This window comes from Ureibacillus thermosphaericus (genome assembly GCF_012396605.1).
Classification (GTDB): domain Bacteria; phylum Bacillota; class Bacilli; order Bacillales_A; family Planococcaceae; genus Ureibacillus; species Ureibacillus thermosphaericus.
The window spans coordinates 1-14,397 of the sequence record NZ_JAAXPW010000049.1; the positions used below are offsets into that span (position 1 = coordinate 1).

The following is a 14,397-nucleotide window of genomic DNA, read 5'->3' on the forward strand; positions in this document are numbered from 1 at the left end:
GTGTATCGTTCATTTTATCTAGCACATCTGATTCACTAATGACTTGAATCATGCGTGAATAAGAGCTTTCAGATGGTACGACATCAGACACAAGGAATCCACAGTCGAAACGAAATAAAGGATCATGAACCAAACGTTTGACTAAATCCTTGATAGTTGGAATACGTTCGACAATACGTATAATCAGCGATTGAATCATTGCACCATAATTCAATTCACGTGGTGCACCTTTCAATGTCTTTTTAGAAAACAATTGAAATATAGGCTGAATGTCGATCACACTAAAAATGGCATCATAACGATGGGAACTTTCCATTTCTAACAATTGATGGATGTCAAAAAGAGAAATTTGTTTTACAATAGTCATAGGGTACTCACCTCTTTCGTATGGTTTGTTTAGTTACCTATCATTATAACGAAATTTGGGGAGGTACCCATTTTTTATTGTCTTGAATCCCTTGAAAATCAAGGGGTGAGAATTATGAAATTAACTCAATTGTGTATTTTTTTCGGGTATAAGTCTTTTGGTGAGAGAAACTTTGACGATGTTTTTATTCCTCAAGGATTGTTATAGATAAAAAAAATCCGATTGGTTGCATCGTTGCCAATCGGAAATGAAAAGGGTTTTGTAATTACTCCTTTATATAATGAAGTGCACTCATTAGAAATCATATCCTGATTCAAGCCTTTAAATAATTTATAAGCTTGAATGAACTGGATACAATTTCTTTATTTACTATATTTTCTAACTAATTTCACCGATTTTGTCAATAGCTGAGACAAATTTTTTTATAAGTCATTGCATTTTTCTTACGAAGATGTATTATAATATTAAAAGAACACACGTTCCCTTCTTGATGATATCATTAAATTTAGTAGGGAGGAGTTTTTGTGGCGCATATTCCCATTGAAGCTGTCCCGTATTTGGAATCAGCAATCTATTTACCGATGCTGCTCATCGTTTTAGAAAAAGATTACGAGTTAATAGAGCATGGACAATTTAAGCTAAAGCGCCCTTATGTCCACTTAATTGAAGAAGCAAAAAAATTGGCACAAAGAGATTTACAAGATGTAAAAGCATATTTAAAAAGCCATTATTTAAAAGTTGTCCAAGGTGAAAGAGATGAATTATTTACTGAATATCATTTTCATTACAAACAAATTTTAGAGGTTAGACGATATTCGAATATTCGATTGAGAAATCGGGTTGAAGAATTGCTAAATTTGTACTTAAATAAGGCATCACAAGCACATTCAGCTATTCAATAATTGCATTTTCTTTTTCTTTAGCAATCTGTAGAAGGCCTAATTCCTTATGAATGGCTTCCCTTTGTTTCAAAGCGAATTTCAGAAGCATTGTTGCACATACGTATTGAGTGCAAAAAGAAGGATAGTGTATTGGTAAAGTAATTTCATAATCATTTTTTAAAGTTATGATTGTACTATCTTCACATTTTTGTATGTTGATAATCGCGTGCTGAGCTATCCAAATATTTTTAGAAGAATAGGGTGATAAGAGCGGGAAAAAGGCGTAAGGTTGATCATAAGACAAAACGATTGGAAGTTTGTGCTTCTCCTTACCAAAAAACCTTTTTGAAAAGTCTGTTGATGCTTTGTAAGTAGTACCTAATTTTTTTAAAGTATCACCCACAAGCTTCAAAGGTTTTTTGTCAACGTAAAAAATGCCGAATTTGTCATAGACAAGCGAGCAATGTTTTCCCTTATGCTCTACAGGTTCAATTAAATACGTGTTAGGAGTTATGTAGTACCAATCAATTACCTCTGTATCTACCATAAAATTCACCCTTTCTAAAAAATTGGAAATTTCATAGTCTTATTATCATAATAATGAGAAAACGGAATAAAATCAACAAAAATTTGGAATATACAGAAAAAACTGACAAAATTTATTTTTGGGCGTTTTTTGGCGTCCAAAATTTAATTTTTACCCCTTTTCTAACGTTGGATGGAGGCAATATTCAAAAGGGCATAGATAAAAAATTGTACACATAAGTAATTTTCACACCTAAATGAAATGGGAAATAAAGTAGAACTTCCTAATATTATACTGTGAGAGTTTTATTTTTCTAAATATATTGAAAATTAACCCCTGATTTTTTATAATAGAAAAAAGGAATCGGGGTGATGTCGATGGATAAAAATAATTCATACGCAGATTTTAGTGCAGCAGGTTCAAATCCAGTAGTAAACGATTCTGAAAAATTGTTAAATGAGATTTACGTAGATCTGTTTTTAAACAGATTACAAAGATTACATCGTATTGAGCAATTAAGGGAATTCATCGATCAAGCATTGGATGAAAGAAATGAAGAAGCATTTCATAAGTATACGCAAGAATTAATTGAATTACAGGATTCATTGAATTAGGCATTTCCCATAAACATAAATGAGAAGTCGTCTATTGCACAAGTATACAAGCTGTGCAAAAGGCGACTTTTTTGCATTTCCAATACAATTTTCTTTGAAATTCTTGTGCATTTGTGAGAAAAATAGTCGTTGTGAGATTCACCATTACATCCAAAAAATGTTATCTAGGTGTACTCAATTTCAGAATATACGTTCGTAAAATAAATGATATTTACAATTGGATATGCTAAAATAATCATACGATATATTGGGAAAGGACGATTGACTATGGCCGATACTTTTGAACTGCATTCTTCTTATAAGCCGAGTGGCGATCAGCCAAAAGCGATTGAAAAGCTTGTGCAAGGCATCAGAGAAGGGAAAAAGCATCAAACGTTGCTCGGGGCTACAGGAACTGGAAAAACTTTTACCATTTCGAACGTCATTAAAGAAGTTAATAAACCGACGTTGGTCATTGCCCATAATAAAACACTAGCCGGTCAATTATATAGCGAATTCAAACAATTTTTTCCGAATAATGCTGTAGAGTATTTTGTTAGTTACTACGACTATTATCAACCGGAAGCGTATGTGCCTCAATCGGATACATACATCGAAAAGGATGCCAGCATCAACGACGAAATCGATAAACTCCGACACTCTGCCACGAGCGCATTGTTCGAAAGAAGAGATGTCATCATCGTCGCATCGGTTTCATGCATCTATGGCTTAGGTAATCCAGATGAATATCGCGAGTTAGTCGTATCAATTCGTAAAGGAATGGAAATTGAGCGTAACCAGCTGCTCCGTCGACTAGTAGATGTTCAATATGAAAGAAATGATGTGAATTTTCAACGGGGAACGTTCCGAGTACGTGGAGATGTTGTGGAAATTTTCCCAGCCTCCCGAGATGAGCATTGCATTCGCATCGAATTTTTCGGTGATGAAGTAGATCGTATCCGAGAAGTAGATGCATTAACAGGAGAAATTATAGGAGAACGAAACCACGTAGCGATTTATCCTGCTTCCCACTTCGTAACTCGGGAAGAAAAAATGAAAAAGGCCATTGAAAACATCGAGAGAGAACTAGAAGAACAACTTGAGAAATTTAGAGCGGAAGGAAAACTGTTAGAAGCACAACGTTTAGAACAACGAACAAAGTATGACTTGGAAATGATGCGTGAGATGGGCTTCTGTTCGGGAATTGAAAACTATTCCCGTCACTTAACATTGCGTGAGCCAGGGGCAACCCCGTATACGCTGCTTGACTACTTCCCTGATGATTTTTTAATCGTAATCGATGAAAGTCACGTTACATTACCACAAATTCGTGGAATGTATAATGGTGACCAAGCACGGAAACAAGTATTAGTAGATTATGGTTTTCGTCTGCCTTCAGCATTAGATAACCGTCCGTTGAAATTTGAAGAGTTTGAAAATCATATTCATCAAGCCATTTATGTATCCGCAACTCCTGGCCCATACGAGAAAGAGCATTGTTCCGAAATGGTGGAACAAATTATTCGACCAACTGGGCTTCTCGATCCAACAATTGACGTTCGTCCAATTGAAGGACAAATTGATGATTTAGTGGATGAAATTCAAAAACGCGCGAAGAAGAATGAGCGAGTACTTGTCACAACATTAACGAAAAAGATGGCAGAAGATTTAACGGATTATTTAAAAGAGATGGGAATTAAAGTCGAGTATCTTCACTCTGAAATTAAAACTCTCGAGCGAATTGAAATCATTCGTGAACTGAGAAAAGGTACCTTTGATGTGCTTGTTGGCATTAACTTATTGCGAGAAGGGCTGGATATTCCAGAAGTTTCGTTAATCGCCATACTCGATGCCGATAAAGAAGGATTCTTGCGTTCGGAAACATCTTTAATCCAAACGATAGGACGAGCAGCACGCAACGCAAACGGACATGTCATTATGTACGCGGATACAATAACAGATTCGATGAGAAAAGCGATTGAAGAAACAAAACGTCGTCGCTCCATTCAAGAAGCTTATAATAAAAAACACGGTATAACACCAAAAACGATTCGAAAAGAAATTCCTGAACTTATTCGTGCAACACAGACAGCAGAAGTAGAAGAAAAATATATTACAAAAGTAACGAAAGGTAAGAAATTAACGAAATCCGAATTGGATAAACTGATTGCATCCCTTGAACAAGAAATGAAAGAGGCCGCGAAAGCATTGGATTTTGAGCGCGCAGCTGAATTGCGAGATACGATTTTTGAATTAAAAGCAGAAAGGTGACAGACCACCGCCAAAAGCCTCACAAGTTTGGGATTGCCAGTGGAAAGATGAATTTCCCGTACTGCTAAAAGTCTCACTACTTTAAGTGAAAAAGGTGCTGCACTAAATACATTTGAATTTAGAAAGGTGACGAGTGTGGAAAATAAACAAATTGTCGTGCGAGGGGCACGTTCACATAACTTAAAAAATATTGATGTAACGATACCGCGGGATCAACTTGTTGTCTTGACAGGACTTTCGGGTTCCGGTAAATCATCGCTTGCTTTTGATACGATTTATGCAGAAGGGCAACGACGATATGTAGAATCATTATCCAGCTATGCCCGTCAATTTTTAGGGCAAATGGACAAGCCAGATGTTGATTCCATTGAAGGTTTATCACCGGCAATTTCCATTGACCAAAAAACAACAAGCCGTAACCCTCGTTCAACTGTAGGGACGGTTACGGAAATCTATGACTATTTGCGATTATTGTTTGCTCGGATTGGGAAGCCTGTTTGTCCAACTCATGATATTGAAATTACATCGCAAACGATTGAACAAATGGTTGACCGTATTATGGAATATCCGGAGCGAACTAGGGTGCAGCTACTTGCTCCGGTGATTTCCGGGAAAAAAGGGACTCATGCCAAACTCATTGAGGATTTGAAAAAGCAAGGATTTGTCCGTGTTCGAATCGATGGAGAATTGCGCGATTTAGACGATCATATCGAGCTAGATAAAAATAAAAAGCATAATATTGAAGTTGTCGTTGACCGAATTGTTGTAAAAGAAGGCATTGAAGTACGATTAAGCGATTCTCTCGAAACAGCCTTAAAACTTGCAGATGGTCGTGTGATTGTCGATGTAATGGAACATGAGGAACTATTATTTAGCGAACATCATGCTTGTCCGATATGTGGCTTTTCTATTGGGGAATTAGAGCCTCGCATGTTTTCATTCAATAGTCCTTTTGGGGCATGTCCAGAGTGTGATGGGCTCGGCTCCAAATTAAAAGTAGATATCGATTTATTGATTCCCGATTGGAATAAAACATTAGAAGAAAATGCAATAGCTGCTTGGGAATCATCTAGTTCCCAATATTATCCACAATTGTTGAAAGCGGTATGTAAACATTTCAATATTCCAATGGATGTGCCGGTATCCCAACTGTCGGATGAACAAATGGATATTATTTTATACGGTTCAAAAGATGAAAAAATCCACTTCCATTATGAAAGTGAATATGGCAGCGTTCACAACAAAGAAATTGTCTTTGAAGGAGTCGTTCACAATATTGAACGTCGCTATCGAGATTCTTCATCGGATTGGGTGCGTGAAACGATGGAGAAATTCATGAATGAGCAGCGATGTTCATCATGTAAAGGGCAACGACTAAAAAAAGAAAGCCTTGCTGTAAGGATTGACGGAAAAAATATTGCGGAAGTGACAAATTTATCTGTAGCGGAACTCTATAATTATTTTCTTAACATCCAATTTTCAGAAAAAGATATGCAAATTGCCCGCTTAATTTTAAAAGAAATTAAAGAACGTCTAGAATTTTTACTAAATGTCGGCTTGGAATATTTAACATTAAGCCGCACAGCAGGAACATTATCCGGCGGTGAAGCGCAACGCATTCGTTTGGCGACGCAAATCGGTTCTCGGTTAACAGGCGTCTTATATGTGCTGGATGAACCGTCCATTGGTTTGCATCAGCGGGATAATGACAAATTAATTAATACGTTAAGAACGATGCGCGATATTGGTAATACGTTGCTTGTTGTAGAACACGATGAAGATACAATGCTTGCTGCAGATTATTTAATTGATGTCGGCCCTGGTGCTGGTTCTCGCGGTGGAGAAATTGTGGCAGCGGGAACACCTGAAGAAGTGATGAAAAATGAAAAATCCATTACTGGACAATATTTGAGCGGTAAAAAATTCATCCCTCTTCCTCGTGAACGAAGAAAGCCAGATGGTCGAAAAATTACAATTAAAGGCGCCGCTGAAAACAACTTAAAAAATATTAAGGTAGACATTCCATTAGGCATGTTTGTGGCGGTAACAGGAGTCTCAGGCTCTGGAAAGTCGACATTAGTCAATGAAATATTATATAAAAAACTTGCACAGGATTTAAACCGTGCAAGAACAAAACCAGGGAAACATAAAGAAATTACGGGACTCGAGCATTTAGACAAAGTGATTGATATCGATCAGTCGCCAATCGGCCGTACACCTCGCTCCAATCCAGCAACATATACAGGGGTATTTGATGATATTCGTGATGTCTTTGCAGCGACTAATGAGGCGAAAGTGCGGGGCTATAAAAAAGGCCGTTTTAGCTTCAACATTAAAGGAGGCCGTTGTGAAGCTTGTTCCGGTGACGGAATTATTAAAATAGAAATGCACTTTTTACCAGATGTGTATGTTCCATGTGAAGTGTGCCATGGAAAACGATATAATCGCGAAACATTGGAAGTAAGATACAAAGGCAAAAACATTGCAGAAGTTTTAGATATGACTATTGAAGAAGCAACAGTATTTTTCGAAAATATTCCAAAAATCCATCGAAAGTTGCAAACACTTGTAGATGTTGGGCTAGGTTATATGAAATTAGGACAACCTGCGACAACGATGTCAGGAGGAGAAGCACAACGGGTGAAGCTAGCTTCTGAATTGCATCGTCGTTCGACAGGTAAATCCTTCTACATTTTAGATGAGCCAACAACAGGTCTTCATGCAGATGATATTGCAAGGCTTTTAACAGTATTGCAGCGCCTTGTTGATAATGGAGATACGGTTCTTGTGATTGAGCATAATTTAGATGTAATAAAAACAGTAGACTATATTATCGATCTAGGTCCAGAAGGCGGAGATAAAGGGGGCACAGTCGTAGCAACTGGTACACCTGAGGAGGTTGCAGCCCATGAAAATTCCTATACAGGTCAATATTTAAAGCCTATTTTAGAGAGAGATCGTAAAAGAATGGAACAATTATTGGCGCAAATTGCGGATCAGTAAGCAAAAAGCGAGATATGAATAAGCAGCTCAAACGATAATAACGTTTGAGTTGCTATTTTTTTCGTTTGGTAAATGTGAATGTAACGTTGACAAACGTCTTATTAAGTAAGTGCATTTTTCTTTGAATCAAATAATCAAAACCGAAAACGACGCTTGCATAAAAATACTTGCAAATCAAACTGACCTTGTAGTTTTTATAATAATTGACACTTTTATAGGTGCCAATCTTCTGCTAATGTAATGATAAATTTTATTACATCAGAGGGGTTGAAAAAATGCAGAAGACAAATACTCTTTCAAAACAACGTGGAAAAACGACCGATTTAGTCATTCAAGCAATGTTGGTTGCATTAGTTTTCATTTCTACGATATTTTTGAATATTAAGTTGCCCATTGCATCGAATGGAGGTCTAGTACATTTAGGAACTGCAATGCTATTTATTGCTTCTATCTTATTTGGTCCAAAAAAAGGTGCAATTGCGGGTGCTGTCGGCATGGGGCTATTTGATCTCGTTGGCGGATGGCTTGTTTGGGCTCCAATTACAATTATATCTAGAGCTTTACAAGGGTATATTGTTGGAAAAATTGCTTGGTCAAATGGAAGCCGTGGAGATAGCATTGCTAAAAATATCATTGCAACGATTGTATCCATTCCAGTGATGGTGGGGGTATATTACATCGGTGAAGCGATTATGTTTTCAAGTTTCATAATGCCGCTAGCTTCTATTCCAGGCGATCTTGTACAAAATGGAATTGGCATAATCATTGCAATTCCAGTTTGCATGGTACTGAAGAAAATTCCATATTTTGCTTCAATTACTAGATGATGAATGGCTAATATCGTTGTGCCATTGGCCGAAATAGAAGCAAAAGTGGCTAATAACTTACGGGAATAGTGCTAATATAGCAAAAGCAGAAGAAGCATTTTTTCTGGTAGGCCAATATCTTTGGGGAAAGTGGCCAATTTTTTAACAACGAAGTAGCAATAACTGACAAGGTCTCAAAAGCAGAATCTACAAGTGTAGTTTTTCAGGAGCGCAATTTCATGATTCGAATTCAATAATAATATCACCTTCTATTGAAGTAAGCGGAAAACCCGCAGACAAAACTTCACTAGAAAATTTCAAATTTCATAGAATAATGCCTCTCAAAATTGTTCATCATATCGTCATGCATTCCAAACAAAACTTGATGAAAAAAGAAACTTTTTTGGGAATTCTAACGTATAAATGGTATAGAACATAGAGGGAGGCAGTAATTATGGATAATGAACGTAAGCGGATTATTAAATTAGTTGAAGAAGGTGCCATCTCTGCGGAAGAAGCCATCACTTTACTTGAAGCGTTAAATAAAAAACAAGAATCATCAGCACAAACTCAATCTCAATCCAGCGCAGTTTCATTACCACTTTCCAATGAAGAACAAAGTCACCAATCTCAACAGCAATCTACTACTGATCATTCCCAAAAAACAACTGGATTTGAAGATATTTTTGGGAAAAACTTTAACAATAAAGAATTTAATAAAAAGATGGACGAGTTCATGAACGAAATCAAAGAAGATTTGACCGAATTTTCAAGTCGTTTAATGGGCGTATTAGGGACAACGTTTAAAAAGCTGAAAGATTTTGACTTAGATTTCCCATTGAACAATACAAAAATCGATTTTGAAAAGCAATATTCCTTTAATGGTAATGAAGTGAGAGGAATTCAAATTGAAATTCCAAATGGGAAAGTGGAAGCTTTAAGATCTGAATCAAATGAATTGAAAGTCGTTGCGAAAGTCAAAACATTTATGGTTGAAAATGATGAAGAGAAAACAATTGCTGCATTTGAACGGGAGTTTGTAAAATTTGAAGATGGGAAACTAGAGTTAAAATGCTCATCTAAATTAACGCAAGTAAATATACGGATCATGATTCCTGAGAAAGAATACGATATTGTGTTAATGAAACTACTGAATGGCGGCGTTTCCATCAATGAGTTAAATGCTAAACTTGTGAAAATACGAACTTATAATGGCTCAATAAAATATATGGATGGACAATTTGAAAATGCCGATGTGCAATCCGGAAATGGTGCCATTGAAATTGTTCGCGTAAAAGGTGAAGATTTAGAAGTTCAAACAGTGAATGGCCGCATTTATGTAGATGGAGAGCTTCGAGAAGTAGAAGCGGAATCAGTGAACGGAGCAGTTATTGTGACAACAAATGATAAAAATGCTCGAAAAGTGAAGGCACAAACCGTTGCAGGGGCAGTGGAGCTATATGTTCCAAAAACGGTTTCCATTAACGGATCTGCAGCAACAAATGTAGGGAAAGTAGATCTTGGTCTATCTGATGTGATGACACGTATAGTAGAAGATCAATTCCTTACGAAGACAGTGCATTTTGATAAGATTATCGAAAATGCTCCTGTATTAAAAATGACTGGTGAATCCCGCACAGGAAGCATCATCATTCGATATACAACGATAGGCGGGGAATCCTGATATTTTCAGGGTTCCTGGCCTTTTTTATCATAAGCCCTAACAGAATGTTTATGGATCCAATAAAAGTAAGTTCAAATAGGAAACAAAAGAAATCCTTCGATTTTGAAGTGAAAAAAATAGACTGGTACCCATGAGAAATTGATAAGTAATGGGGGACAATATGCTGAAATATATAGGTTACGAGCTCAAAAATATAAATGATAGGAGAGTAGAAATAAATTGAGTATAACAGAGCTGAGAGTTTTTAGAGAGAGTGATATTGTAACGATTAAAGGATGGTTTGAAGATGCAGAAGTTCAACGTCGTTTGGAAGGCATGCAACCGCTATCCGAGTGGTATAATTATGTCGCAAGTAAAGAAGATTACCAAGTGTGGACGGCACTAGATGAAAATAAACAACCTATTGGAATCGTCATGGTAGAGCAAGAATCAAATTATGTTGGTTATATAGCGCTTGTAATTAACCCGATTTTGCGTGGCAAAGGATATGGTAAAGCCTTAGTAAAAAAAGTAATGTCTTTACCATCAACTCAATCTATTAAAAAATGGATTGCAAACATTGAGACAGATAACATTGCTTGCTTAAAATGTTTTGAATCGGTCGGATATTCATTTGAAAATTCGATACCGGATGAAGATGGTTATTATTCGCTTATTTATATCTCTAATTAAGTGGGGATAACGCATTTTAAAATTATAAATTCATACTGAAGGTGTTCAACTCACCTATTACCATATACATGCTCATCAGTATTTTAACCCAAAAGTCAGCCCAAACTTGTCCTGAAATCAAATATTCATTTTCATTATTAATATAAAAACCTAAGTAAACATGGTTCAAACCTTGATATACAATATTTCTCGTGATTTTAATAACTACAATAGCTAAGAATCCTAAAGTTTCAAGGGTTCTTAGCCCTTTTTTATTTAGTCTACCTATAGCTTATATGGGAGGAAAACACAAAATGGAATGTAAAAAAAAGAATTGCTCATTTATAAAATTTTAAGAGTAAGCAAATATTTTTTTTAAAAGTAGTGAAACAATTTCTTCTAAAAAAATTTCTCGAAAAAGATCGAACATATGAAATCTATTCGATAAATTATTAATATTTTTTTGAAAATAGAAGGATTTTTTTTATTGATTATTGAATTAAATTTTTTGGTGCTTGCTTTTTTTTGCTAGTTTATTAGGAAATTGGTGAGTTTTGTTGAGGAATGAAACGAAAATGTAAAATTATGCGTTCTATAAAGTGATATAATATTAATTGGTGAATTTACTATAGATAGAACTTAGGTGAAAATTAATGATACATATGAAAGAAGTTTACAAAAAATACCCGAATGGTGTAGTAGCTGTAAACGGTATTTCTGTAGATATAAAGCAAGGTGAATTTGTTTATGTTGTCGGTCCCTCAGGGGCTGGGAAATCGACATTCATTAAACTTATGTATCGTGAAGAAGTACCTACTTCTGGAGAAGTCATCATAAATGGCGTCAATACATCAAAATTAAAACGAAAGGAAGTTCCTCACTTTAGAAGGCAGCTTGGTATTGTGTTCCAAGACTTTAAATTGCTTCCAAAATTAACTGTTTACGAAAACGTTGCCTTTGCAATGGAAGTAATTGAAGAACATCCAAAAGTGATTCGTAAACGGGTTATGGAAGTGTTGGAACTGGTAGGGCTAAAACATAAAGTTCGCATGTTTCCAAGCGAATTATCCGGGGGAGAACAGCAACGAGTTTCGATTGCTCGATCCATTGTGAATATGCCAAAAGTTGTGATTGCGGACGAGCCTACAGGAAACCTTGACCCGGAAAACTCTTGGGAGATTATGAGGATCTTCGAAGAAATTAATACGATGGGAACGACCGTTGTCATGGCAACTCACAACCGAGAAATTGTCAATCAAATTCGCAAGCGAGTGATTGCAATTGAAGGTGGTATGATTGTAAGAGACGTTTTCGGAGGTGAATATGGTTATGAAATATAGAACCCTCCAACGTCATTTTCGAGAAAGTTTGAAAAGTTTGAGCCGTAACGGTTGGATGTCGATCGCTTCCATCAGTGCAGTTACTGTAACCCTTTTGTTAGTTGGTATTTTTGCATTGGTGATGATGAACTTAAATAATTTTGCAGACAATATTGAGAATGATGTAGAAATTCGCGTTTTGATTGATATTATTAACGATCCTGAAGAAATGAAGATTGCAGAAGATAAGTTGATTCGCCAAGTGCAAAGTTTACCGGATGTTGCAGAAGTAAAATACTCTTCAAAAGAAGATGAATTACAGATTTTAATAGAAAACTATGGTGAAGATTTTAGCTTATATGAACAAAGCAATCCATTAAGAAACGTATTATATGTAAAGGCAAAAGAGCCGGAACAAACAGCGAGTCTTGCGAAGAAAATCGAAAAGTTTGACCATACATATGATGTCATTTACGGAGAAGAAAAAGTTGAAAATTTATTTAATTTCCTAAATACTGGTCGCAATATTGGCCTCGTATTAATTTTAGGTCTTTTATTTACGGCGATTTTCTTAATCTACAATACAATTCGCATTACGATCATTGCTCGTCGTGATGAGATAGAAATTATGAAACTTGTAGGTGCAACAAGCTCTTTTGTACGAACTCCATTTTTATTTGAAGGATTGTGGCTTGGTTTATTTGGATCAATAATTCCAATGATTGTCGTATCTGTCGTTTACTATAACCTTTACCACAAATTGAGCCCAAAAATTCATGGCAAAATGTTACAACTATTAGAAGTAACTCCTCTAATCTATCAAGTGAATTTAATAATTTTAGCGCTTGGTATCTTTATAGGAGTTTGGGGTAGCTTCATGTCTGTACGAAAATTCCTGAAAGTCTATTAAGCTGAAGGAGGAACCATTTGATGGGGAACTATGTAAAACACCACTTCAAATTATTTGCTGCTCTAGTAGCTGTACTATTATTCATACAGATACCAGTTACATATGCAGCGAATTTGTCGGATTTAAAAAATAAACAAAGTCAAGTAGAGCAACAGAAAAAGCAATTGAATGCACAAATTCATCAAAAATCCAATGAAATTAAATCAAATCAATCCAAACAAGAACAATTGTTAGCTCAAATTGATCAGCTTGTGAATCAAATTTCGAAAACAAATGAAGAAATTAAACAAGTAGAAAAAGAGATTGGACAAGCAAATGAAAAAATTGAAGCTTTAGAAGAAGAAATTGAAGAGCTTCAGAAAAAGATTGATGAGCGAAATGCATTGTTGGAAGAACGGGCACGTGCTCTTCAAGCAAATGGTTCTGTCACTTTCTTAGATGTTTTGTTAGGTTCAAACAGCTTCGTTGATTTTATTGATCGTTTTTCAGCGGTCAATACATTAATTGAAGCGGATCGACAAATTATTCGTGATCAAAAAAATGACCAACAGAAACTAGAAGAACAAAAATTAGTTCTTGAAAATACGAAACGTAAACTTGAAGAACAACAATCAAAACTAGAAAATTTAAAAGCATCTTTAACTTCTCAAAAACAAGAAAAAAATAGATTGATTGATGAACTCGAACAAGAACAACAAAAACTATTAAACGAGAAAAAATTATTAGAAAAACAATATTCCGAGTATCTCGAAATCAGTAAAGAACTGCAAGAACAAATAGCAGAAATCCAAAGACAACAATTAAGTAAAGCTCAATCTGCAGGTAATTTACCAGTTTCAGATAGCGGATTTATGAAACCGACTAACGGTGTTTTAACAAGTGGTTATGGTTGGCGAAATCTTGGTTATGGTCCTGAGTTCCACTATGGAATTGACTTAGCAAATAGTGCAGGAACGCCAATTGTAGCATCTGCTGACGGAGTTGTGACATATGCTTCATCACTGAGTACTTACGGAAATGTTGTGATGATTACTCACAATATTAACGGTGAAATCTATACAACACTATATGCTCATCTAAGATCCTTTAATGTAAGTGTTGGGGATGTCGTGAAACAAGGGCAACAAATTGCTGAAATGGGCTCCACTGGTCGTTCCACAGGTCCTCACTTGCATTTTGAAGTTCATATCGGTACTTGGAGAGGACAAACTGCCGGCGTCCAAAACCCACTTCGCTATATTTCACTATAATGAAAGTATAAAGAGGTTGGGACATAAGTATTTTTCAACCTCAAAAATAAGGGGTGAGTTGTTTGAAACAGCTCACCCTTTTACAATTTCATCCAATTCATGAGGGTTTTACACCCCTCGTAGTGCATATTTTCTT

12 protein-coding genes are annotated in these 14,397 nt (G+C 35.9%); 10 read left to right on the plus strand and 2 right to left on the minus strand.

Features of this window, described 5'->3' with window-relative positions:
* A partial coding sequence (locus HF990_RS13905) for a transposase (protein WP_168412835.1) occupies positions 1 to 367 on the minus strand: 367 nt, incomplete at its 3' end.
* Between the two features lie 524 nt (positions 368 to 891).
* Between HF990_RS13905 and HF990_RS13910 the strand changes: the two genes are divergently transcribed.
* Positions 892 to 1,269: a hypothetical protein gene (locus HF990_RS13910; RefSeq protein WP_016839245.1), complete on the plus strand. Its 378-nt coding sequence runs from the start codon at positions 892 to 894 to the stop codon at positions 1,267 to 1,269.
* Here HF990_RS13910 and HF990_RS13915 read toward each other — a convergent pair.
* Entirely contained in the window at positions 1,259 to 1,795 is a 537-nt protein-coding gene (locus HF990_RS13915; protein WP_016839246.1) for a competence protein ComK, read from the minus strand. The genes HF990_RS13910 and HF990_RS13915 overlap by 11 nt on opposite strands.
* A 356-nt stretch (positions 1,796 to 2,151) precedes the next feature.
* Here HF990_RS13915 and HF990_RS13920 point away from each other — a divergent pair, with 356 nt between their 5' ends.
* From HF990_RS13920 to HF990_RS13960, 9 genes are all read left to right on the plus strand, one after another.
* Positions 2,152 to 2,388: an IDEAL domain-containing protein gene (locus tag HF990_RS13920; RefSeq protein WP_016839247.1), complete on the plus strand. Its 237-nt coding sequence runs from the start codon at positions 2,152 to 2,154 to the stop codon at positions 2,386 to 2,388.
* 267 nt (positions 2,389 to 2,655) lie between these two features.
* Positions 2,656 to 4,638: an excinuclease ABC subunit UvrB gene (gene uvrB, locus HF990_RS13925; protein WP_168412836.1), complete on the plus strand. Its 1,983-nt coding sequence runs from the start codon at positions 2,656 to 2,658 to the stop codon at positions 4,636 to 4,638.
* A 135-nt stretch (positions 4,639 to 4,773) separates the two neighbouring features.
* Positions 4,774 to 7,641, plus strand: a complete 2,868-nt coding sequence (uvrA, locus tag HF990_RS13930; RefSeq protein ID WP_016839249.1) for an excinuclease ABC subunit UvrA — start codon at positions 4,774 to 4,776, stop codon at positions 7,639 to 7,641.
* Between the two features lie 275 nt (positions 7,642 to 7,916).
* Complete coding sequence (locus HF990_RS13935; protein ID WP_016839250.1) at positions 7,917 to 8,468, plus strand: ECF transporter S component; 552 nt, start codon at positions 7,917 to 7,919, stop codon at positions 8,466 to 8,468.
* Positions 8,469 to 8,901: 433 nt separating this feature from the next.
* Positions 8,902 to 10,131, plus strand: coding sequence for a DUF4097 family beta strand repeat-containing protein (locus HF990_RS13940; RefSeq protein ID WP_016839251.1), 1,230 nt, complete (start codon positions 8,902 to 8,904; stop codon positions 10,129 to 10,131).
* Positions 10,132 to 10,350: 219 nt separating this feature from the next.
* Positions 10,351 to 10,803: a GNAT family N-acetyltransferase gene (locus HF990_RS13945; RefSeq protein ID WP_016839252.1), complete on the plus strand. Its 453-nt coding sequence runs from the start codon at positions 10,351 to 10,353 to the stop codon at positions 10,801 to 10,803.
* A 632-nt stretch (positions 10,804 to 11,435) separates the two neighbouring features.
* The gene (gene ftsE, locus HF990_RS13950; protein WP_016839253.1) at positions 11,436 to 12,122 is read left to right on the plus strand and encodes a cell division ATP-binding protein FtsE; all 687 of its coding nucleotides are present in this window, start codon (positions 11,436 to 11,438) and stop codon (positions 12,120 to 12,122) included.
* Positions 12,112 to 13,011, plus strand: coding sequence for a permease-like cell division protein FtsX (gene ftsX, locus HF990_RS13955; RefSeq protein WP_026019136.1), 900 nt, complete (start codon positions 12,112 to 12,114; stop codon positions 13,009 to 13,011). Before ftsE ends, ftsX begins: the two co-directional genes overlap by 11 nt.
* A 20-nt stretch (positions 13,012 to 13,031) precedes the next feature.
* A complete protein-coding gene (locus HF990_RS13960; protein ID WP_016839255.1) occupies positions 13,032 to 14,261 on the plus strand; it encodes a murein hydrolase activator EnvC family protein in 1,230 nt (409 codons plus the stop codon).
* Positions 14,262 to 14,397: the final 136 nt, after the last annotated feature.